Origin of the sequence: Nocardioides sp. GCM10027114 (genome assembly GCF_042659625.1) — a bacterium.
GTDB lineage: Bacteria > Actinomycetota > Actinomycetes > Propionibacteriales > Nocardioidaceae > Nocardioides.
This window is the reverse complement of sequence record NZ_JBHSSS010000010.1, coordinates 41,372-62,470: the sequence shown is the minus strand read 5'-3', so window position 1 is coordinate 62,470 and position 21,099 is coordinate 41,372. Positions and strand designations below refer to the sequence as shown.

Annotated in this window: 22 protein-coding genes and 1 pseudogene; 10 read left to right on the top strand and 13 right to left on the bottom strand. The window is 73.1% G+C overall.

Annotated features, from left to right (window positions below):
- Positions 1–63: 63 nt before the first annotated feature.
- From ACFP2E_RS06165 to ACFP2E_RS06155, 3 genes are all read right to left on the bottom strand, one after another.
- Positions 64–1,425, bottom strand: a complete 1,362-nt coding sequence (locus ACFP2E_RS06165; protein ID WP_378522550.1) for a PhoH family protein — start codon at positions 1,423–1,425, stop codon at positions 64–66.
- 271 nt (positions 1,426–1,696) lie between these two features.
- Positions 1,697–2,026, bottom strand: a complete 330-nt coding sequence (locus ACFP2E_RS06160) for a hypothetical protein (RefSeq protein ID WP_378522551.1) — start codon at positions 2,024–2,026, stop codon at positions 1,697–1,699.
- Between the two features lie 69 nt (positions 2,027–2,095).
- Positions 2,096–2,872: an isoprenyl transferase gene (locus ACFP2E_RS06155; RefSeq protein ID WP_378522552.1), complete on the bottom strand. Its 777-nt coding sequence runs from the start codon at positions 2,870–2,872 to the stop codon at positions 2,096–2,098.
- A gap of 98 nt (positions 2,873–2,970) precedes the next feature.
- Between ACFP2E_RS06155 and ACFP2E_RS06150 the strand changes: the two genes are divergently transcribed.
- Together ACFP2E_RS06150 and ACFP2E_RS06145 are read left to right on the top strand one after the other, a co-directional pair.
- Complete coding sequence (locus tag ACFP2E_RS06150; RefSeq protein WP_378522553.1) at positions 2,971–3,690, top strand: hemolysin III family protein; 720 nt, start codon at positions 2,971–2,973, stop codon at positions 3,688–3,690.
- A gap of 94 nt (positions 3,691–3,784) precedes the next feature.
- The gene (locus ACFP2E_RS06145) at positions 3,785–4,144 is read left to right on the top strand and encodes a hypothetical protein (RefSeq protein ID WP_378522554.1); all 360 of its coding nucleotides are present in this window, start codon (positions 3,785–3,787) and stop codon (positions 4,142–4,144) included.
- 12 nt (positions 4,145–4,156) lie between these two features.
- On the opposite strand, the gene ACFP2E_RS06140 is transcribed toward ACFP2E_RS06145, so the two are convergent.
- Positions 4,157–6,142 carry a thioredoxin domain-containing protein gene (locus tag ACFP2E_RS06140; protein WP_378522555.1) on the bottom strand — a complete coding sequence of 662 codons (1,986 nt, stop codon included), beginning with the start codon at positions 6,140–6,142 and terminating at the stop codon, positions 4,157–4,159.
- Positions 6,143–6,309: 167 nt separating this feature from the next.
- Between ACFP2E_RS06140 and ACFP2E_RS06135 the strand changes: the two genes are divergently transcribed.
- From ACFP2E_RS06135 to ACFP2E_RS06125, 3 genes are read left to right on the top strand one after another with little or no spacing between them, the layout of a single operon-like run.
- Positions 6,310–7,473, top strand: coding sequence for a hypothetical protein (locus ACFP2E_RS06135; RefSeq protein ID WP_378522556.1), 1,164 nt, complete (start codon positions 6,310–6,312; stop codon positions 7,471–7,473).
- Entirely contained in the window at positions 7,445–8,260 is an 816-nt protein-coding gene (locus tag ACFP2E_RS06130; RefSeq protein ID WP_378522557.1) for a GSU2403 family nucleotidyltransferase fold protein, read from the top strand. Before ACFP2E_RS06135 ends, ACFP2E_RS06130 begins: the two co-directional genes overlap by 29 nt.
- A 19-nt stretch (positions 8,261–8,279) precedes the next feature.
- The gene (locus ACFP2E_RS06125) at positions 8,280–8,540 is read left to right on the top strand and encodes a Wadjet anti-phage system protein JetD domain-containing protein (protein ID WP_378522558.1); all 261 of its coding nucleotides are present in this window, start codon (positions 8,280–8,282) and stop codon (positions 8,538–8,540) included.
- 48 nt (positions 8,541–8,588) lie between these two features.
- Here the strand turns inward: ACFP2E_RS06125 and ACFP2E_RS06120 are convergent.
- Positions 8,589–8,750: pseudogene (locus ACFP2E_RS06120) on the bottom strand (DUF255 domain-containing protein); the annotation flags it as partial.
- 89 nt (positions 8,751–8,839) lie between these two features.
- Positions 8,840–9,337, bottom strand: coding sequence for a hypothetical protein (locus tag ACFP2E_RS06115; RefSeq protein WP_378522559.1), 498 nt, complete (start codon positions 9,335–9,337; stop codon positions 8,840–8,842).
- Between the two features lie 328 nt (positions 9,338–9,665).
- On the opposite strand from ACFP2E_RS06115, the gene ACFP2E_RS06110 reads away from it, so the two are divergent.
- A complete protein-coding gene (locus ACFP2E_RS06110; protein ID WP_378522560.1) occupies positions 9,666–10,748 on the top strand; it encodes a hypothetical protein in 1,083 nt (360 codons plus the stop codon).
- A gap of 40 nt (positions 10,749–10,788) precedes the next feature.
- Here ACFP2E_RS06110 and ACFP2E_RS06105 read toward each other — a convergent pair whose 3' ends face one another.
- The 5 genes from ACFP2E_RS06105 to ACFP2E_RS06085 form a co-directional block, all read right to left on the bottom strand.
- Positions 10,789–12,099, bottom strand: coding sequence for a hemolysin family protein (locus tag ACFP2E_RS06105; RefSeq protein ID WP_378522561.1), 1,311 nt, complete (start codon positions 12,097–12,099; stop codon positions 10,789–10,791).
- 69 nt (positions 12,100–12,168) lie between these two features.
- The gene (locus tag ACFP2E_RS06100; protein WP_378522562.1) at positions 12,169–13,443 is read right to left on the bottom strand and encodes an MFS transporter; all 1,275 of its coding nucleotides are present in this window, start codon (positions 13,441–13,443) and stop codon (positions 12,169–12,171) included.
- Positions 13,444–13,503: 60 nt separating this feature from the next.
- Entirely contained in the window at positions 13,504–13,776 is a 273-nt protein-coding gene (locus tag ACFP2E_RS06095) for a Rho termination factor N-terminal domain-containing protein (RefSeq protein WP_378522563.1), read from the bottom strand.
- A gap of 122 nt (positions 13,777–13,898) precedes the next feature.
- Entirely contained in the window at positions 13,899–15,794 is a 1,896-nt protein-coding gene (locus tag ACFP2E_RS06090; RefSeq protein WP_378522564.1) for a YhgE/Pip family protein, read from the bottom strand.
- Positions 15,791–16,468, bottom strand: a complete 678-nt coding sequence (locus ACFP2E_RS06085) for a hypothetical protein (RefSeq protein ID WP_378522565.1) — start codon at positions 16,466–16,468, stop codon at positions 15,791–15,793. Before ACFP2E_RS06085 ends, ACFP2E_RS06090 begins: the two co-directional genes overlap by 4 nt.
- Positions 16,469–16,664: 196 nt before the next feature.
- Here ACFP2E_RS06085 and ACFP2E_RS06080 point away from each other — a divergent pair, with 196 nt between their 5' ends.
- Positions 16,665–17,204 carry a carboxymuconolactone decarboxylase family protein gene (locus ACFP2E_RS06080; protein WP_378522566.1) on the top strand — a complete coding sequence of 180 codons (540 nt, stop codon included), beginning with the start codon at positions 16,665–16,667 and terminating at the stop codon, positions 17,202–17,204.
- A gap of 27 nt (positions 17,205–17,231) precedes the next feature.
- On the opposite strand, the gene ACFP2E_RS06075 is transcribed toward ACFP2E_RS06080, so the two are convergent.
- A complete protein-coding gene (locus ACFP2E_RS06075) occupies positions 17,232–17,882 on the bottom strand; it encodes a class I SAM-dependent methyltransferase (protein WP_378522567.1) in 651 nt (216 codons plus the stop codon).
- Positions 17,883–17,933: 51 nt separating this feature from the next.
- On the opposite strand from ACFP2E_RS06075, the gene ACFP2E_RS06070 reads away from it, so the two are divergent.
- From ACFP2E_RS06070 to ACFP2E_RS06060, 3 genes are read left to right on the top strand one after another with little or no spacing between them, the layout of a single operon-like run.
- Complete coding sequence (locus tag ACFP2E_RS06070; protein WP_378522568.1) at positions 17,934–18,563, top strand: RNA polymerase sigma factor; 630 nt, start codon at positions 17,934–17,936, stop codon at positions 18,561–18,563.
- Positions 18,560–18,829, top strand: coding sequence for a zf-HC2 domain-containing protein (locus ACFP2E_RS06065; protein WP_378522569.1), 270 nt, complete (start codon positions 18,560–18,562; stop codon positions 18,827–18,829). The genes ACFP2E_RS06070 and ACFP2E_RS06065 overlap by 4 nt, the downstream gene beginning before the upstream one ends.
- Positions 18,826–20,361 carry a dihydrolipoyl dehydrogenase family protein gene (locus ACFP2E_RS06060; RefSeq protein WP_378522570.1) on the top strand — a complete coding sequence of 512 codons (1,536 nt, stop codon included), beginning with the start codon at positions 18,826–18,828 and terminating at the stop codon, positions 20,359–20,361. Before ACFP2E_RS06065 ends, ACFP2E_RS06060 begins: the two co-directional genes overlap by 4 nt.
- On the opposite strand, the gene ACFP2E_RS06055 is transcribed toward ACFP2E_RS06060, so the two are convergent.
- Positions 20,358–21,026, bottom strand: a complete 669-nt coding sequence (locus tag ACFP2E_RS06055; protein ID WP_378522571.1) for a CDP-alcohol phosphatidyltransferase family protein — start codon at positions 21,024–21,026, stop codon at positions 20,358–20,360. The two genes, ACFP2E_RS06060 and ACFP2E_RS06055, sit on opposite strands and share 4 nt — an antisense overlap.
- Between the last annotated feature and the right edge of the window lie 73 nt (positions 21,027–21,099).

Below are 21,099 nucleotides of genomic sequence, written 5' to 3'. Positions count from 1 at the left end.
CACACCGGCCCCGGGTCCGTCCTCCGCGACCGGAAGTCGGACGACCGGGGCCGGCCGGCCACCTCAGAGCGTGACGTTCTCGAGCATCTCCGTGACGAGCGCCGCAATGGGCGAGCGCTCCGAGCGGGTGAGCGTGACGTGGGCGAAGAGCGGGTGCCCCTTGAGCTTCTCGACAACCGCCACGACGCCGTCGTGGCGGCCGACCCGGAGGTTGTCGCGCTGCGCGACGTCGTGCGTGAGCACCACCTTGGAGTTGGCCCCGATCCGCGACAGCACCGTGAGCAGCACGTTGCGCTCCAGCGACTGCGCCTCGTCGACGATGACGAAGGCGTCGTGGAGCGAGCGGCCACGGATGTGGGTCAGCGGGAGCACCTCGAGCATGCCGCGGTCGAGGACCTCGTCGATCACGTCGCGCGTGGTCAGCGCACCGAGGGTGTCGAAGACGGCCTGGGCCCAGGGCGACATCTTCTCCGACTCCGAGCCGGGCAGGTAGCCGAGCTCCTGGCCGCCGACGGCGAACAGCGGCCGGAACACCACGACCTTCTTGTGCTGGCGGCGCTCGAGCACCGCCTCCAGCCCGGCGCACAGCGCCATGGCCGACTTGCCGGTGCCGGCGCGGCCACCGAGGGAGACGATGCCGACGTCCGGGTCGAGCAGCATCTCCAGCGCGATCCGCTGCTCCGCGGACCGGCCGTGGATGCCGAAGGCCTCCCGGTCGCCCCGGACCAGGTGGACCTGCTTGTCGGCGCCCACGCGGCCCAGCGCCGTGCCGCGGCCGGAGAGGAGCACCAGGCCGGTGTGGCAGGGCAGGTCGCGGGCGGCCTCGAGGGCGAGGCTGCCGTCGTCGTACAGCTCGTCGAGGTCGGCCGCGGTGACGTCGAGCTCGGTCATCCCGGTGTAGCCGGTGTCGGAGTCGCTGACCGCCTCGGCGCGGTACTCCTCGGCGGTGAGCCCGACTGCGGAGGCCTTGATCCGCAGCGGCAGGTCCTTGGAGACGAGGGTGACGTCGTGGCCCTCGTTGGCGAGGTTGCGGGCCACCGCGAGGATGCGGGTGTCGTTGTCGCCGAGCCGGAAGCCCGACGGCAGCGACTCGGGGTCGGTGTGGTTGAGCTCGACCCGGAGGGTGCCGCCCTCGTCGCCGATCGCCACCGGCTGGTCGAGGCGGCCGTGGGTGACGCGCAGCTCGTCGAGCATCCGCAGGGCGGTGCGCGCGAAGAAGCCCAGCTCGGGGTGGTGCCGCTTGCCCTCCAGCTCGGTGATCACGACCACCGGCAGCACGACCTCGTGCTCGTGGAAGCGCTTGAGTGCGCCCGGGTCGGCCAGCAGCACGCTGGTGTCCAGCACGTAGGTACGCCGGGTGGCAGCCCGGGCGGCGTGGGCGGGAGCGGGCGTGGAGCGCTGGGACTTCTTGGCCGTGGTGGACACGGTGGTCACCCCTCACAAGGCCGGCGCGCGCACCCTCGCCCGGCCCTCAGTTCACGCTGTGGACCGGGAGAGGTCCCGGAAGCCGGAGTGCCGGCTCCCGTGCGCGCAGCCGGTGAGCTGCGAACTGCAGTCGTGAGATCTCACGCCCGGGCCTCCCGATACGGCGGGCTTCCCCACCCGCCGATGTCCGGAACGTACGCCCGGGTCACATGCCGATCCGGACGACACGCCCGAACGTGGGGTGGCGGCACGGTGAAATCACCCGGGGTGACTAGACGGCGCCGGGGTCGTCCTGGCCCGTGCGCCCCACGGTCGTGGTCCGCTCGGCGGAGAGCTTGTGGCGAGCCACCTGGAGGCCGCGGGCGACGGCGCCCACGATGAGGAAGTAGGTGGCGACGACGGCCGTGAGCACGGCCGCCACGGCGAGGACGACCGACTGCTCCTCCGCGCTGACGTCCGCCAGCACGGCGCTCAGCAGGAACATCCCCAGACTGGCGAAGAGGTAGCCCAGCCCCGCGGACGGGGTGTAGTCGTCGGCTGCCTTCGCCGCGCTGGTCGTGCCGCTTGTCGTGCGGCTGTCCTGCGTCCCCCGGTCCGTCATGGGCCCGATCCTGCCAGTCAGTGAGCGGGCTCACGTCCCGGGGTGCTCAGGAACCACCCTTCGACAGGCTCAGGAACCGAACCTTCGCTCGCGCTGGGCGTAGGCGCGCACCGCCCGCAGGAAGTCGACCCTGCGGAAGTCGGGCCAGAAGGCCTCGCAGAAGTAGAACTCGCTGTGGGCGCTCTGCCAGAGCAGGAAGCCGCCCAGCCGCTGCTCGCCGGAGGTGCGGATGACGAGGTCGGGGTCGGGCTGCCCCTTGGTGTAGAGGTGCTCGGCGATGTGCTCGACGTCGATGACCTCGGCGAGCTCCTCGAGGGTCATCCCCCTGCTGGCCTGCTCCTGGAGCAGTGACCGGACGGCGTCGGCGATCTCGCGCCGGCCGCCGTACCCGACGGCGATGTTGACCAGCATGCCGTCGACCTCGCGGGTCTCGTCGGCGGCCGCCTTGAGCTTCTCGGCCGTCTCCGCGGGGAGCAGGTCGAGGGCGCCGACCGGGTGCAGCCGCCACCGGCCCTGCTCCGCCAGCGAGGCGACCGCGCCCTCGATGATCCGCAGCAGGCCGGTGAGCTGGTCGGAGGGGCGGTTGAGGTTGTCGGTGGAGAGCAGCCACAGCGTGACCACCTTGACGCCGACCTCCTCGCACCAGTCGAGGAGCGGCTCGATGTTGGCGGCGCCGGCACGGTAGCCGTGGGCGGTGTCGGCACCGACCGCACGGGCCCAGCGCCGGTTGCCGTCGAGCATCACGCCGACGTGCTGGGGGATCTGGTCCGGCGGGAGCGCCTTGACCATGCGGGCCTCGTAGGCCGGGTACAGCAGGCGTCGTACGCCGCGTTTCCAGTCAGCCACCGTCCGATGCTACTGCCGCTCGCTCGTGACCGACATGTGACGCGGCCTTCACCGCGTTCGCGTTTGTCCCGTCGGCCCGGCCGGGTAACTTGCCCTACATGAGCCACGCAGTCCGCGGTCGCCTCGACCACCTCGCCGACTCGATCGCGGGGACCGTCGCCGAGGTCAAGCCCAAGCTGCGCGGCTGGCTCCACCTCGCCACGGCGCCGCTCACGCTCGCCGCCGGCATCGTGCTCATCGCGCTCTCCCCCGACACCCCGACCCGGATCGGCTCGGCGGTGTTCACGGGCAGCGCGCTGGTGCTCTTCACCGTCTCGGCGATCTACCACACCGGCTCGTGGTCGCCGCGGGTGTGGGCCTTCCTGCGCCGCTTCGACCACTCGAACATCTTCCTGCTGATCGCGGGCTCCTACACGCCGTTCAGCCTGCTGCTGCTGGAGGGCACCGAGCGGGTGCTGCTGCTGTCGGTGGTGTGGACCGGCGCGATCCTGGGCGTGCTCTTCCGCGTCTTCTGGACCCACGCGCCCCGCTGGCTCTACACCCCGATCTACATCGCGCTGGGCTGGGCCGCAGTCTTCTTCATCCCCTCCTTCGCCGAGGGCGCGCAGCGCTACGGCGTCGGCATCGGCACCGCCGTGATCGTCCTCGTCATCGTCGGCGGCGGCCTCTACACGCTGGGCGGCGTCGTCTACGGCTTCAAGCGCCCCGACCCGTGGCCCCGCTGGTTCGGCTTCCACGAGGTCTTCCACACGTTCACGATCCTCGCGTTCATCACCCACTACGTGGGTGTGTCCCTCGCCACCTACTCGCTGCGCTGAGGCCCGCCACCCGGCCGATCGCCGGGCGTGTGCTCCCTCACAGCAGGCTCACGTCGGGCAACCGTTCCCGGGTCTCGTGCGTTGCACAGGAGTCATGTCCGAGCAGAAGACGTCCCTGAACTACCCGACCGTCGTGGGCGGCGCGGTCGCCGCCGCGACCGCCGCGGCGCTCAGCACCCGGCTCGGCCTCGTCGGGACCATCCTCGGCGCCGCCTTCGCCAGCGTGGTGAGCACGGTCGTGACCACCTGGCTGGCCGGCTGGCTCGAGCGGCTGCACCACGTGGCCGCGCGGGCGGACGAACGACCGCCCACCCCCTGGCGCGGCGTCGTGGTCGGCGCGCTCGCGATGGGCATGGTCGGGTTCGCGTTCCACACCGGCCTCGACCTGGTCACCAGCGACCTGCCACGCGACGCGTTCGCGGCGCGGGTGCTCGCCGAGCTCGGCCTCGACTGACCTCCCGGCCGGTCAGGCCCGGATGTCCTCCGGGTCGGTGACCGGCCGCTCGCAGACGAGGTCCCGGCACACGTAGGCGGCGGGCCGGCCGTCGACGGCGTCGCGGCCGGCGAGCAGCGGCACGTCCTCGTCGGGTCCGTCGGCCACCAGGACCACAGCCCCGGGGATCCGGCGCGCCCGGTCGGCCAAGGCGTCGCGCTGGGGTCCGGCGGGGCCGACCACGGCGACCTCGACCGGCCCGTCCTGCATCGCGACGGCCGCGGCCAGCGACCAGCCGGCGAAGCGCGGCGCGCGGGTCGCGATGGCGTGGACCGTGGCGAGCGCCTCCTCGGCGGCCTGCCGGTGCGGCCCGGAGCCGGTGATCGCGGCGTACGCCGCCAGCGCGTGGACCATCGCGGAGATGCCGGACGGGCTGGCGTTGTCGGAGGGGTCCCGCGGCCGGGCGACCAGCGACTCGGCATCGTCGGCGGTGTCATGGAAGCCGCCGTCGTCGGCGCGGAAGTGGGCCAGCGCGTCGTCGAGGACCCGGCCCGCGAGCCGCAGCCAGCGCGCGTCGCCGGTCGCCTGGAGCAGCGACAGGAAGCCCGACGCGACGCAGCCGTGGTCCTCGAGCACCCCGGCGTGCGGGCCCGCGACGCCGTCGCGGGAGACCCGCAGCAGCCGGTCGGGCAGGTGGACCAGGGCGAGCAGCTCGCCGGCGGCGACCGCGGCGTCGACGTGGTCGGGCCGGCCGAGCAGCAGGCCGGCGTCGACGAGGCCGCTGATCGCGAGGCCGTTCCACGCCGCGACCACCTTGTCGTCGCGGGCCGGGCGGACCCGGGTCTCCCGCGCCTCGAGCAGCCGCGCCCGCAGCCCCGCCCACCGGGCGGCGTCCTCGGGCCCCTCGGGGTCGCGCCGCAGCTGGAGCGTGGAGGCACCGTGCTCGAACGTGCCGGCCTCGGTGACCGACAGGAGGCCGGCGGCCCAGGCGCCGTCCTCCGCCCCGAGCACCTCGACCAGCTGGGCGGGCGTCCAGGCGTAGAACTTGCCCTCGACGCCCTCGCTGTCGGCGTCGAGCGCGGAGGCGAAGCCGCCCTCGGCGGTGCGCAGCTCGCGCAGCAGGAAGTCGGCGGTCTCGGTGGCGACCCGCTCCCCCAGCGGTCCGCCCCAGCGCGCGTAGAGGCCGAGGAGCAGCGCGTTGTCGTAGAGCATCTTCTCGAAGTGCGGCACCACCCAGCCGGCGTCGACGGAGTAGCGGGCGAAGCCGCCGCCGAGCTGGTCGTAGAGGCCGCCGCGCGCCATCGCGTCGCAGGTGGCGTCGAGGACCACCCGGGCCGCCTCGCGCTCCTCGTCGGCCGACGCGGTCCGCGCCTCGATGCGGCGCAGGAACTCCAGCACCATCGACGGCGGGAACTTCGGGGCCCCGCCGAAGCCGCCGTGGTGGCCGTCGAACTCCTGCTGCAGCGTCCGGACCGCCGCCGCGAGCGCCTCGTCGTCGAGCGCGCCCGGCTGGAGTCTGGCCTGCTGCTGGAGGTGCTCGCGGACGTTGGCGCCGACCCGGCGCACGTCGTCACCCCGGTCGCGCCAGGCCTCGGCGAGCGCCTGCAGCAGCTGGCCGAACGACGGCTGGCCGTGGCGGGGCTGGTCGGGGAAGTAGGTGCCGGCGAAGAACGGGTTGCCGTCGTGGTCGAGGACGCAGGTCATCGGCCAGCCGCCGTGGCCGGTCATCGCGGTGGTCGCCTGCATGTAGACGGCGTCCACGTCGGGCCGCTCCTCCCGGTCGACCTTGACGTTGACGAAGTGCTGGTTCATGTACGCCGCCGTCGCCTCGTCCTCGAACGACTCGTGGGCCATCACGTGGCACCAGTGGCACGCGGCGTACCCGACGCTCAGCAGAACCGGGACGTTGCGCCGCCGCGCCTCGTCGAACGCGTCGGCCCCCCACTCCCACCAGTCGACGGGGTTGTCGGCGTGCTGGAGCAGGTACGGCGACGTCGCGGACGCCAGGCGGTTGGGCATGCGACCTCCTCGACAGTGGCACGTGCATCACTCTCTTGCGTGAGTGACAGGGTCGCCGACCTGCTCCCGCAACCCAAGCGACAGCGGCGGACGGCATGATGAGTGCATCGGGATTTCTCGAAAATGGTTGCCTTCCGCGATGCGTGGAACTCGGCTATTATCGAGAAATGGCCGGAGTCCAGCGCACACTCACCTTGCCCTCCGAAGGGTATGGCAATGAGCCCAAGAGCGAGGCAGACGTCCTGCTGACAGCGGCTGCGAGAATCCAGAACGCACTTCCCCCGGGCTGGACGGTCCAGGCGAAGAACGAGGTCGGCGGACAGGATGGCTCCACCAACGCTTCACGGCGCCCGGACGGTCGGCTTACTCTCATGCGAGAAGGCAAGACCGTGGCGACGTACGCCGTCGAGGCCAAACGTGCCCTGGCTTCGAACAACCTGATCTCCGCCATCAATCAACTCCTCGCCCGGCAGGAGGCCAAGTCCGTCAACTCGGCTCGGATGCTGCCGATGTTGGTCGCTCGCTACCTCAGCACCCAGCAGCAGCGGGTGTTGAAAGAACGGAGCATCGCCTACGCCGACGCGACCGGAAACCTGTATCTGATGTCGGAAGACCCACTAATCCTGCTGTCCGATCGAGGAGCCAGTGCCGATCCGTGGCGGGGGCCCGGACGCCCGACGACCAGCCTGAAGGGCCTCCCTGCCGCCCGGCTCGTGCGTGCGCTTGCTGACTTCGTCCCGCCGTACTCCGTCGCTGATCTCGCCGATTTGGCTGGCGCATCGCTAGGCGCTGCCTACCGCCTCAGCGACTATCTCGTCGGCGAAGGGCTGCTCACCCGCAGCGAACGCGGGCCGATCACGGATGTCGACTGGCCCGAGTTGCTTCGGCGGTGGAGCCAGGATGCTCGATACCTCGACACCAGCACGACGCGTGGTTTCCTTGAACCGCGTGGCATCGACAGTCTCGTCGACAAGCTCAGCAAGCAGACGCAGTCACAGCGCTACGCAGTGAGCGGCTCATTGGCCACCCAGCCCTACGCCCCGTACGCCGAAGCTCGCTTGGGGCTCATCTACGCCGAGGACCCTGCGATGCTCGCGTCGGACCTCGGACTGCGTCCCGTGGAGTCCGGCGCCAATGTCATCCTCGCCGCTCCGCGCTCCCCCGTGGTCTTCGAGCGCACCTCGATCTGGCGAGACGTCACCATCGTCGCCCCCAGCCAGGCGGTTGCCGACCTCCTTGGAGGTCCCGGCCGCAACCCCGCCGAAGGCGAATTCCTGCTGGACTGGATGAAGGAGAACCCAGATGCCTGGCGCCGACAACTTGATCGTTGAGGCGCGCGCCGCTTTGCTGGACGCGGTCACAGCTCTCGAAGCGCACAAGGATTCGGTGATCCTCATCGGCGCCCAGGCGATCTACCTGCACACCGGCCATGCGACCTTCGCCCTTGCCGAGGCGACCAAGGACTCCGATCTGGCGATCGACGCCCGAGCACTCGGCGAGGACCCACTCCTTGAGGAAGCGATGACACGCGGCGGCTTCATCCTCAACCCGGCAAGCAAGCAGCCCGGCGCCTGGATGTCGCCCAACGGGATCCCCGTCGACCTCATGGTTCCCGAGAACCTTGCAGGCTCAGGGAGTCGCCGTGGCGTTCAGATCCCGCCACATGACAAGCACTCAGCTCGGCGAGCCGCCGGACTCGAAGCGGCAATCATCGACCAGTCCCCCATGAGGGTCGAATCCCTGGACGGCGACGGCCGCAGCGCCGTCATCAATGTGGCCGGACCCGCCGCGCTCGTGGTGGCAAAGCTCCACAAGCTCGGCGAGCGCGTCGACAAACCCGACCGCCTCAACGACAAGGACGCGCACGACATCTACCGCCTGCTCGTCGCGACCGAGACCTCCGAGCTCGCCGATACCATTCGGCAACTTCTCGCGGAGGAGCTTTCGCAGCGGGCCACGGCCCGGGCACTCGAGTTCGTCCAGCAGCTCTTTGCCGCGGGACCAGATGCGCTCGGATCGACAATGGCGGGGCGAGCCGAGGAGGGTGTCGGCCAGCCGGACACCGTCTCGGCCGCAGTCAGCTTCCTGGCCCAGGATCTGCTGTCGACGCTGGCTTGATCAGTCAAGCTGCTGAATCGTGTCGGACCTGATCCGGAGGCTTCGCGGGTGGACTACGAGGCGATCGACGCTCTGCGGGGAACTCGACCTCTACACCGATCTCGTCACCGACCGACTGGGCCGACGGGTTCGCCTTGAGCAAGAGCGAGTCGACTGGGCGGCTGCGACAACCGCCCTCGAGCAGGCCCAGCAAACGAGCCCGAGTGATGCACGAAGCCCCGGAGACGGTGTCCAACGGCGGCACTCGCCGATTCGGCACGAACCGCCACTAGGCCGCTGACATGCGGTTTCGCAGATCTCCGTCGACAGTCGCCAATCGAAGAGCCTCGTGGCACGAGTGGCACGCGGCGTAGCCAACGCTGAGCAGGACCGGGACGTTGCGCCGCCGCGCCTCGTCGAACGCGTCGGCCCCCCACTCCCACCAGTCGACGGGGTTGTCGGCGTGCTGGAGCAGGTACGGCGACGTCGCGGACGCCAGGCGGTTGGGCATGCGACTCCTTCGGTCTCGCTCGGGCCGGGTCGGCGCCGCCCCTGGTTGCCACCCCATCACAGGAGCCCAACCCGGGCGCCTAGGTGGGATCATGAGTCGCCGTAGCCCGAGGGCGCGTCCTGAGGGAATGGACAACGTCCGCGGATCTCGAGCCCGGCGTCGGTGCAGACGGCGATCGACGCCGGGAAGTCCACCTCGTAGACCGTCTCGCCGACGCGGTAGGTGACAGTCACCGACTCGCGCACCAGGTAGCCTTCGTCGGCGACGCGGAGGCCGAGCAGCAGCTCGTAGCCCATCGGGGCGCGGGAGAGCGGCTCGATCCGGGCGCCGACGGCCTCGACGAACGAGTCCTCGTCCAGAGCCTCGTCCCGGGGTGGCCAGCTCCGCATCAGCTGCACGGCGGCATTCAGACGTGGCGGTGGTGCGAGCAGTGCCCCGACCAGCTCGAGCCCGTCGTCGCCGGCGATGGTCACGTCCTCGATGACCGCCGGCTCGTCACCCGCAAGCTTGAGGATCTCGTACCCGTCGGTGAAGGTCGTGCCGGCCGGCAGGGTGATCGCGTAGCCGTGCTCGTCCGGAACCGACATGGGGCCGTCGGACTGTGCATCACCCGACACGGAGTCCCAGCTCAGCAGGACGAGCGCCGACGCGGCCACGGCCACCGCGGCACCCGTGATGACCTGAGGGGACCGTCCCGTGATCCACCTGAGCAAGGTCGTCGCCCCCTCGATGCACGACGCGACACCGTGTCGCCGCCTGGGGCGCGACCCTAGCGATCACTTCGCCCGGCCGTGACCAACGCGCCCACATCCGCCGCGTGTCCCGGGCCCGGCCGGCCCCGCCGGTGTCATCCTCGGACCGTCCGCGGGCCGCGATCCCGCCGGGCGTCGCGATCTCGGGAAGGGGCGGCAGGAGATGGTCGACCGGGTGGTCCTGCACATCGGCACCATGAAGACGGGGACGTCCTACCTCCAGCGGGTGCTGGACACCGGGATCCTCGAGAGCGTCGGCGGGTTCTACGCCGGCGGGTCGTTCCGCGGCCAGGCCAGGGCGGTCGACAGCCTGTTCCACGAGAAGCGTCGCGAGCCGAGACCCTGGCTCGCCCTCGCGGAGCGGGTGCGCGGCCGGGAGGGAACGGCCGTCTACTCCCACGAGTTCCTGTCCTTCGCCTCCGAGGAGAAGGTGCGCTGGATCGTCGAGTCGTTCGGCGGGGTGCCGGTCGAGGTCCTGCTCACCGTGCGCGACCAGCGGACGGCGATCCCCGCGCAGTGGCAGAGCTACGTGCGGAACCGGGGCACCGACTCCTGGGACTCCTACGTGCGCGCCCTCGACAGCCTGCGCGGCCGCCGGCGGGGCAGGCGGGCCGACCACTCGCAGGCCGCCCGCACCTTCCGCCGGAGCCAGGGCGTGCCCGGCATCATCCGTCGCTGGGCCGCCCAGCCCTCGGTGTCCGCCGTCGGCGTGGTGGTGATGCCCGTCCCGGGCTCTCCTCCCGAGCTGCTGTGGCAGCGATTCTGCGAGGCGGCGGACCTGCCGGCGCCCGCTCCGCCCGCGACGCTGGAACGACAGAACGAGTCGCTCGGCTACGCCTCCTGCGAGTTCCTGCGCCGGCTCAACCCGTGGCTGGCGGACCTGGGACGTCTGGAGTACGAACGGAGCCGGCGCGCACCGGTCCAGACGCTGCTCACGCTGCGCCACCGGGAAGCACGACCGGTGCTGGACCGGCACGGGAGCGCGCTGGCCGGTGAGCTCAACGCGAGGATCCTTCAGGCCGTCGACCGCCACGCCGCCCGCCTGGTCGGCTCGCCCACCGAGCTGCCCGCGGCCGACGACGGCGGAGAGCCCGCGACGATCCCCCCGGCCGACCCGGACCAGCTGCGGCGCGCCGCGCAGCTCGTCTGGGAGACCTGCGTCCCCGGGTCCGCAGCACCGTCGGGCGACGTCGAGGACCTGGTGCCCGAGCTGGGGCGCCGGCTCGCAGCACGCTTCGGACCCTGACCGTGCACAACCGCGGCTGACGCCCCCGACCCGGACAGGACTAGCCCTCGTCGGGCTCGTCCGTGGCGCCTCCATGGGGCCGGACGCAGAGCCAGGTCACCCGCATCCCGGTCATCTCGGTGACCTCGATCTCGCGGTCCTCCACCTGCACCCGGTCGCCCACCTCGGGGATGCGGCCGAGGTGCGCGATCACGTAGCCCGCCACGGTCTCGTAGCTGCCGTCCTCGAGCTCGAGCCCGGTGCGCTCGGCGAACTCCTCGATGGTGATGCCGGCGTCCACGAACGTCTCGCCGACCTCCGCGGGACGGTTCGGCTCCTTGGCCACCTCGTCGTACTCGTCGCGGATCTCGCCGACCAGCTCCTCCACGAGGTCCTCGAGGGTCACGATGCCGTCGGTGCCGCCGTACTCGTCGACGACGACGGCGAGGTGGACGCCGTCCTCACGCATGGTGGTCACCGTCGGCAGCACCCGGTTGGTGCTCGGCAGCATCGGCACCTCGCGGGCGATCTGGCCGACCTTGCGGGGGTCGCCGTTGGGGACCTCGAGCAGGTCGCGCACGTGGATGAAGCCGAGGACGTCGTCGAAGCCCTCGCCGATGACGGGGTACCGCGAGAAGGGGCGGGAGCGGACCTGCCGGGCGGCCTCGGCGAGCGGCAGGTCGGCCTGGAGGAACTCGACCTCGCCGCGCGGCTTCATGACCTCCTTGAGGCTGGTCCGGGAGGCGGCGAAGACGTCGCGCAGGATGCGCCGTTCCTGCTCACCGAGGCTCTCGTGGGTCTCGACGATGTCGCGGAGCTCCTCCTCGGTCAGCTCGTCCCCGGTCGCCGACGGGTCGCCGCCCAGCAGCCGGACCACGGCGTTCGTCGACACCGAAAGCAACCGGATGACCGGCCGCATGAGCGTGGCGAAGCGGTCCAGCGGCGGCGCCACCGCGAGCGAGAACGACGCCGACCGCTGCAGTGCGAGCCGCTTCGGCACCAGCTCACCGAGGACGAGCGAGAGGTAGGCGATCACCAGCGTCAGCGCCACCAGTGCCGTGGTGTCGGCGGCGCCGCCGGGGAGCCCCAGCCGCACGAGGTACGGCGCCAGGTCGGGCGCCAGCGTCGAGCCGCCGTACGCGGCGGAGAAGAAGCCGGCGACCGTGACGCCGATCTGCACCGCCGCGAGGAACCGGTTGGGGTCGCGGGCGACGGCGGCGACGCGCGCCCCGCGGGGGCCGGTGGCCTCGATCCGGACCAGCTGGCTGTCCCGCAGGGAGACCAGGGCGATCTCGGTCGCGGCGAAGACGCCGCCCACGAGGACGAACAGGACGACGAGACCGAAGTTCAGGAGGGTCTGCACGTCCATCATGCCCGTTCACCTCCGACCCGGGTCGCAGGCGAACGGCTGGTACTTCGGGACTCGTCCATGGCCGAGATCCTAGTGACGCGCCCCCAGCCCACGACGGGCTCCCGGCACCGAGGCACGCAGGGTCCACCAGAGCAGGCCGAGCGCAACCGCCTGCAGGCCCGCGACGATCACGGCGAGCAGGCCCGCGTGCCGGCCCGAGAGCCCGCCGGCCAGGGCCCCGCCCGCCAGCGCCCCGAGGCCCTGGAGCGCCGCGAAGACGCCGTACGCCGTGGCGCGCCGCCCGGCCGGGACGATGTGGGCGACGTAGGCCTTGACCGTGGAGTCCTGCAGTCCGGTCGCGGCACCCCAGACCACGACGCCCGCGAGCACGGGGGCGAGGCGGTCGGCGAACACCGCGAAGGGCACGACGGCGACGAGGACGGGCACCAGCAGCAGGGTCCCGGGCCCCCAGCGGTCGTAGGCGTCACCGGCGGCGAGGGCGGCGACGGCGCCGGCCGCCATCGCGAGGGCGTACACCAGGGGCACGACCGGCGCGGTGACCACGCCCGCCTCGACGAGGCGGTAGGAGATGATGCCGAACGTCATCAGCCCGACGGTGGACAGGGTGACCGCCCCCGAGAACAGGAAGAAGGCCCTGGGCAGCCCGACGCCGAGGGCCGCCACGACGCCGCGGGCGCCACGGCCACCCGGTGCCGGGTACGCCTCCTCCTGCTCCTCCTCGGGGTCCGGCTCGGCGACAGACGGCACGCGCCGGCGCAGCCGCGCGAGCAGCAGCAGCGACACGGCCCCCGGGACGGCGAGCAGCAGGAAGCCTGGCCAGTAGGCGCCCGTCAGGGCGAGCATCCCGGCGAGCAGCAGCGGCCCCGAGAACGCCCCCACCTGGTCGAGGGCCTTGTGGACGCCGAAGCCGCGTCCCCGGCCGGTGCCCGCCGCCATGCGGGCCAGCAACGTTGACTTCGCCGGGCTCCGGACGGCCTTGCCGGTCCGCTCGGCCAGGATCAGCGTCGTCGCGACGGCCACGCCTGCGACCCCGACGAAGGGGGCGACGGCCAGCAGCGGGACGCAGCCCGCGGTGAGCGCGTACCCCACCACCGTCAGGCGCCAGTGGAGGTGCCGCCGGTCCGCCCACGGGCCGGTGACCAGCCGGAGGACGAGGGCCACGGCCTCGCCGGCCCCGGTGACGAGGCCGACCGTGAGGGCGGACGCGCCGAGGGAGCCGAGGAAAGGTCCCGAGACCGCGCGCATGCCCTCGTAGACCATGTCCGCGGCCAGGCTGACGTAGCCGAACGTCAGCACCGCACGCCACGGCGACCACGAGGGCGGTTGGGGCCGCGACTCCGTCACGCCGACGATCCTGACAGGCCCGACCTGCCGCCGGTCATGATCTCCCCGTCGGCATGTTCCTCAGTGGTTGCGGAGCGCCTCGATGAGCTCGTCCTTGGTCATCGACGAGCGACCCTCCACGTCGAGCTCGGCGGCGCGGTCGCGCAGCTCGTCGACAGTCCAGTCCTCGTAGGAGCCGGACGAGCCGCCCCTGCTGCCGACGTCCTCGCGCGAGCTGTTGGCCGCGGCGTTGGCGATGCGGGCGGACTTCTCCTTGGAGTTGCCCTCGTCGCGGAGCCTCTCGTAGAGCTCGTCGTCCTTGACGCTGGGGCCGGGCTTGTCACTGCCGGGCATCTGCCTCTCCTCTCGTGAGTGCGGAGACCTGACCCCGGCGCCGTACCCACCGGGGGCAGGTGCATTCCGCCCGGGCCCGGCAGGTGACGATCGCCGGCCGCCGAAGAACCTTTCCGGGCCGGTCAGGCCGGCAGCTCGGGACGGACCGTCCGCAGCGTCCAGACCCGCTGGCGCCGCGCCGCGAGCGAGGTCGCCAGCAGGGCGGCCGCCAGCCACCCGAGCAGCACGGCCATGTCGTCGAAGGCGCGGGTCGGCTGGCCGCCGTACATCAGCTGCCGGAGGCCGTCGACGGCGTACGACATCGGCAGCACCCGGTGCAGCGGCAGGAGCGCCGAGGGCAGCGTCTGCCACGGGAACGTGCCTCCTGCGGTCACCAGCTGGGCGACCATCAGGACGAGGCCGAGGAACTGCCCGGCCCTGCCGAACCACGCCACGAGCGCATGGACGATCGCGACGAAGGTCCCCGAGGCGAGCATCAGGAACCCGACGGACGCGGGGATGTCGGACGGCACGATCCCGAGGCCCACGAAGACCACACCGGACAGCGCGGCCATCTGCAGCATCCCCAGCAGCGCGGGCGCGAGCCAGCCGCCCAGCGCGAGCCGGAACGGGTGCTGGTCGGCCACCAGGGCCCGCCGGGACAGGGGGCGCAGCACGAGGAACATGACGTAGCCGCCGATCCAGGCGGCGAGGCTGAGGAAGAAGGGGGCGAGGCCGGCACCGTAGCTGTCGGCCCGGGCCTCGGAGTGCGACGCCACGTGCAGCGGGTCCCCGATCATCTCGGCGAGCCGGTTGCGCGTGCCCGCGTCGACGTCGGGGACGTGCCGCGCGCCGGCGGCCAGGCCGTGCGCGAGGTCGTCGGCCCCGCGCTCCACCGTGCCCAGGCCCGCCTCGAGCTCCGCGGAGCCGTCGTCGAGGTCGCCGGCGCCGGAGGCGAGGCGGGACGCCCCGTCGTGCGCGTCGCGGGTGGCGTCGGCGAGGGCCGGCATGGCGTCGGCCAGCCGCCGGGTGCCGTCGGCGACCTGCTCCGCCCCGTCCGCGAGTTGGTCCAGCTCGTCGGCCCGTTGCTGCACCCGACTGTCCCCCAGGTCGATCCGCTGCCCGAGCTGGTCGTAGACCTCCAGCACGGCGTGGCGCTCGTCCGCCGTGACCCCCTCGGCGCGCATCCGCTCGACGAGCTCCTCGCGGAGCTCTGAGTGGTCCTGGCCCAGCAGACCGGTGGTCGACGCGACCTCGGCGGCGAGGTCGGCGACCTCCCGGTTGCCCTCGGCCACCCGGCGCGCCCCGTCGGCGAGGAGCCGCGTCTGCTCCGGCAGCGGCGCCGTCCGCCCGGCCAGCGTCGCCAGCCCCGACTCGAGCCGACCGGCCCCCGCCGCGAGGTCCGTCGCTCCCCGGTGCAGCCGGCCGGCACCGTCGTGGACGCGCCCGGCTCCCTCGGCCAGGCCGCTCGCACCCTCCCCGGCGTGGCCGAGCTGGGTCCGCACGTCGGCGAAGCCGGTGAGGAAGGTCCGCGCCGCCTCGGTGCCGACGCGGCGGGCGAGGGCGTCGCGGACCCCGTCGGTCAACCGGTCCGCGATCGTGGTCGAGACGGCCGAGTTCGCGTCATTGGTCAGCAGACTCAGCCGCGCCCGCTCCGGATCGAGGTCGGCGTTGCTGGCCAGCGAGGCCGAGAAGTCGGCCGGGATCCGCAGCGCGAAGGCGTAGCTGCCGTCGTCGACGCCGCGCCGGGCCTCCGCCATGTCCACGGAGTGCCAGTCGAAGCCGTGCTCCGCGACCAGGTCGTCGGCCACGTCGCGGCCAGCCGCCAGCTCCGTGCCGTCCGGCATCACGGCGCCGGTGTCCTCCACGACGAGGGCCGCGGGCAGCTGGTCCAGGTGGTCGTAGGGGTCGAGGTTGGCCCAGAGGTACAGGCCGCCGTAGATCGTCGGCACGAGCACGAGGGCCACCACGGCAGCGCGGCTGACCCGGTTCGCGGTGACGCGGCGCAGCTCGGTGAGCGCCATTCTCACGATGGTCACGGGGAGACCTCCGGTCTCGAGGGGTCGTCGTTGCCGAGGTGGACCGCGGCGGTGGGAAGGTGGGCGGCCACGGAGTGGCTCGCGGTGACCAGGACGCCGGCGCCGGAGTTGGCCGCGTCCTCGGCGACGGCCCACCAGGTCGCGGGATCACCGCCGTGCCGCTCGGGGAGCACGAGGAGCACGAAGCCGGGGTGACGGTGCAGCGCGAGCCGCGACAGCAGCCGCAGCCGGTCCGGTGTGGTGAGGTCCTCGACCCGCAGCCGTGCCACGCCCGCCAGCCCGCCACGGTCGAGCCAGCCGGCGACCCGGCGGCGACCTGCCGGCTCACCCATCAGGGCCAGGCCCTCCGCCACCACTGTCGCGACGCGCAGCTGCGGGTCCGGTTCGGTGACCCCCGGCACGTCCACGAGGGCAACCTCGCGCCGCAGGCCGGCCGGGTCCTCGTGCCCGCGCAGCAGGACGCGCCCGCCGTGGGCCCCGAACCGGCCGGCCAGCGCCAGGGCCAGGAGCGTGTGCCCGAGCTCGGGCTCCCCTGCGGCCAGCGTCACCTCGCCGGGAGCCAGCCCGAGCGTGGTCGCAGGCAGCGGGAGGCGGCGTCCCTCACGAACCTCGACGCCATGCCCGACGAGAACCGGGACCCGGGGTCCCGGGGCGGGCGCGCGACGGGCGCTCATCCGCCCACCTCCCGGTGTGGGACTGGGAACGAGAAGTTCACATACCGACGGTATGTGAAATCGCCTGATCCTCCCAACCGGCACGGCCAGAGGCTCGTCAGGCGCCCGCGTGAGCCCGCTCACGTCCGGAATGACACGCCGGGGCGGACGCCTTGCCCACCCGTACGCCACAACCGACCCACCAGGAGGCAGCTCCATGCCCCGCATCCCCGTCCACACCGTGAACAGTGCGCCCGGGGCCAGCCGCGACGCGCTGAAGGCGCTGGAGGAGAAGTACGGCAAGGTCCTGAACATCCACGGCGAGATGGCGCACTCCCCCGCCGTGCTGCACGCGTACGTCGCGCTGCAGGACGTGCTGCGCGAGCACAGCACCCTCGACGCCCCGACCCGCGAGGCGATCGCGCTCGCCGTCGGCAACGAGGACGACTGCACCTACTGCCAGTCCGCCCACACCGGCGGCGGCAAGGCCGTCGGCCTCACCGACGACCAGATGATCGCGATCCGCCGCGGCCGGGCCGAGGACCCCGAGCTCGACGCGCTGCTCCGCCTGGCCCGCGAGTTCACCGCGAAGGTCGGCAACACCTCCGACGAGGCGTGGCAGGCGGCGCTGGACGCCGGCTGGAGCGACGTGCAGCTGACCGAGCTGACGACCCACGTGACGCTCAACCTGCTGACCAACTACTTCAACCACCACGTCCACACCGAGCTGGACGTGCCCGAGGCACCCGAGGTCTGACGCGCGACGCGGCGCCCTCCTCCCCGGTCAGTCCCGGCGGGCGAGGGCGCCGACGCGCACCTGGACGTGCCCGCCGCGGCGGCTCCACGCCCGTACGCCGGTCAGGTCGCGCTCGACCGCCTCCCACGGCCGGGCGTGGATGTCGGCGCCCCCGAGCCGGCAGGCGAGGTGGGCAAGCGGCGAGGTGAGGGTGGCGAGCCCGGTGGGCGGCTGCATGTCGACCACGGCGACGGCCGCACCCTCGCGGAGCAGCCCCCGGACCCGTCGCCAGGCCTCGGTCGGGTCGGGCATGAGGGAGAGTGCGTACGTGAAGATCGCGCCGTCGAAGCCGCGTTCGGACGCGGCGCTCGTCCCCGACCCGGACCGCGCCAGGTCGGCCCGCGACAGCCGCATCACGTCGACCTCGAGGAACGCCGCCTGGCCCAGCCCGCGCCGCTCCGCCTTGCCGCGGGCCACGTCGAGCATGTCGCCGCTGCGGTCGAGGCCGAGCACCAGGCCGTCCGCCCCCACGGCGGCGGCCAGGCCGGGCAGGTTCAGCCCGGTGCCACAGCCGACGTCGAGGACCCGGTCGCCCGGTCGCAGCCCCATCGCCGGGATCGCCACCTGCCGGCCGGCGCGGTACACCGGCTCGGCCGAGATCAGGTCGTACCACCGGGCGGACGTCGTGTACTTCTCCACCAGGCCCATCCTGCCGGGAACACGGGGACGGGGTGAGGGGGTTTCCCCGGCATGAGCGCACCGCGAGGCCCTCGGGAGGCCGGCGAGCCCGGCCTCGGCCCGGTCGGCCGGGACGGGGTGGACGAGCAGGCCCAGCAGGCCGAGCAGCTCCGGGCCCACTCGTTCCGTGAGTTCGTCGAGCCCGAGATCGAGGTGATGCTGCGGGTCGCCCACAGCCTGACCGCGAGCGCAGCCGACGCCGAGGACCTGGTCCAGGAGGCGCTGCTGCGGGCGTACCGCGGCCTGCACCGGTTCGATGGCCGCCACCCGCGCGCCTGGCTGCTCACGATCCTGCGCAACACCAACGCCAACCTGCACCGCCGGCAGCGGCCCGTGGTCGTCGAGGACGCGGAGGTGCTGCGCTCCTCCAGGCCGGCGTTCGGCGGGGCCGAGCTGCCCAGCGCCGAGCAGGCCTTCCTCGACGAGGAGCTCGACGAGGAGCTGCACACCGCGGTCCACGCGCTCGACCCCCGCTTCCGCGAGGCGCTGGTCCTGGTCGACGTCCACGACCTGAGCTACGCGGAGGCCGCCGCCGTGATGGGCGTCCCCGTCGGCACCGTCATGTCGAGGCTCAGCCGCGCCCGCGAGCGCGTGCGCAAGGCGCTCGGCCCCCACTACCTGTCCCGAGGAGGGCTCTCATGATGCGGCAGATGCTGAGGTGCCACTGGTCCGCGCGACGGATCCAGCGCTACCTCGACCGCGACCCCGCCGCGCCCCTCACCCCCGGCGAGGTCGCCCGGCTGGAGGAGCACCTGGCCACCTGCGTGAAGTGCAGCCAGGTGGTGCGGGAGCACCGCGCGCTCCACCGCGCACTGACCCTGTGGTCGGGCCGCCCCGACGTGGACCCGGCGTCCGTCGCCCGGCTGCGCCGGTTCGTCGACGGCCTGACCGAGGAGCCTCGCGGATGAGCAGGGACACCTGGGACCCCTGGGACCTCGTGGTCGTCGGCGGCGGCACCGCCGGGATCGTCGGCGCCAAGACCGCGGCCCGGCTCGGCGCACGGGTGCTGCTCGTCGAGCGCGAGCGGACCGGCGGCGACTGCCTGTGGACCGGCTGCGTCCCGTCGAAGTCGCTGCTCGCCGCGGCCTCCGCCGCTGCCACGGCCCGCGGCAGCGCCCACCTGGGCGTCCGCACCGACGCCGTGTCGGTCGACTTCGGCGCGGTGATGCGCCACGTGCGCGGCGCCATCGAGCACATCGCCCCTGTCGACTCGCCGGAGGCGCTCGAGGACGAGGGCGTGACCGTGTGGCGCGGCGAGGCCCGCTTCCTCGACCGGCACCGGCTCGTCGTCAGTGCGCACGAGCGTGACCACCGCGAGGTGCGCTTCCACCAGGCGCTGCTCGCCACCGGGGCCGCGCCCGCCGTGCCCGCCATCCCGGGTCTCCACGAGGTCGACCACCTCACCACCGAGACCGTCTGGGACCTCACCGAGCTCCCGTCCCGGCTGGTCGTCCTCGGCGGCGGCAGCGTCGGCTGCGAGCTCGGCCAGGCCTTCGCGCGGCTGGGCGGCCCCGACGACCCCGACCACACCGTGGCCGTCGTCGAGGGCGCGGCGCGCCTCCTGCCCCGGGAGGAGGCCGACGCGGCCCGCGCCGTCACCGCCTCGCTCGAGGCCGACGGGGTCGACGTCGTCGTGGGTGCCGAGGTCACCAAGGTCGTGCCCGACGCCCCGGGGGCCGGGACCGGCGGCTGCCTCCAGCTCGCCGACGGCAGCACCGTCCCGTTCAGCCACCTGCTGGTGGCCGTGGGCCGCAGCCCGCGCACCTCGGACCTCGGGCTCGAGGCCGCGGGGGTCGAGGTCGACGAGCGCGGCTTCGTCCGGGTCGACGACCGGCTGCGCACCACCAACCCGCTCATCACGGCGGCCGGCGACCTGACCGGCCACCCGCAGTTCACCCACACGGCCGGCGTGCACGGCAGCCTCGCCGCCAGCAACGCCGTCCTCGGCGTGGCTCGCAAGGTCGACCTCACCGCGGTCCCGCGGGTCACCTACACCGACCCGGAGGTGGCGGCGGTCGGCGTCGACCGGGTCAGCGACCCGGGTGGCTCGGGTGGCCCGAGGGGCACGGACGGCGACGGGGACGCGCTGCGCGAGATCACCTGGCACCACGACCACGTGGACCGGGCCGTCGCGGAGGGCCGCACCGGCGGCTACACGCGGATCCGGATCGACAGGAGGGGCCGGGTCCTCGGCGCGACCGTCGTCGGGCCGCGGGCCGGGGAGACGATCGGCGAGCTGACGCTGGCGGTCAGCCAGGGGCTGCGCACCCGCGACCTCGCCGGGGTGATCCACCCCTACCCGACGTGGAACGACGGCGCCTGGAACGCCGCGATCTCCGACGTGCGCGACAGCCTCACCCGTCCCACCACCCGTCGTGCCCTCGGCGCCCTGGCCGCCGGCCGGCGCTGGTGGGTCGGCCGGCGCAGTGACCTGTCCTAGGGAGCGGCCTCCGGCGGCCGCGCGGGCGTCCGCAGGGTCCGGTAGCCGCCCACCATCCGCTGCAGCGCGCTGATCCCGACGACGACCGCCCACACCCAGGCGATGCCGCCGGCCCACACGGGCAGCAGCAGCCACAGCGAGTGGACTGCCACCGTCTCGGTGCCCTCGGCGAGGCCGCCGAGGAAGCTGAGCGAGCGGCCGTCGTCGATCCGGTGGCCGGTCCGCTCGGCGATCGAAGAGAACGCCAGGAACGCCGTGCCGTTGACGTAGTAGGCCAGCAGCACGGCGACGAACGGCGCCCACCCGGCGTACCCGGCCGACGTCACGCCCACGGCCACGCCCACCACGGTGGCGCCGTAGACGAGGAAGTCGGCGGTGATGTCGAGGAAGCCTCCGGCCTCGCTCGCGACGCCGCGGCCGGTGCGGGCCCGGCGGCGGGCCCGACGACGAGCAAGGGTGCCGTCGAGCCCGTCGAGGACGCGCGAGACCAGCCACAGCACCAGCGCCCAGGCCCACCACTGCGCCGCGGCCAGGCCGGCGCTGCAGAGCCCGGTGGCGAGCCCGGCCACCGTCAACCCGTCGGGGCTGACCCAGCGACGGTCGAGCAGCGCGGCCAGCCGGTCGAGGGGGCCGCTGATGACCGGACGCAGGACGCCGTCAAGCACCGTCGCCTCCTCCCGGCCGTAGCAATCCGTGGGCCTGCTCCGCGCCGAACGACGGGCCGAACAACAAGATGTC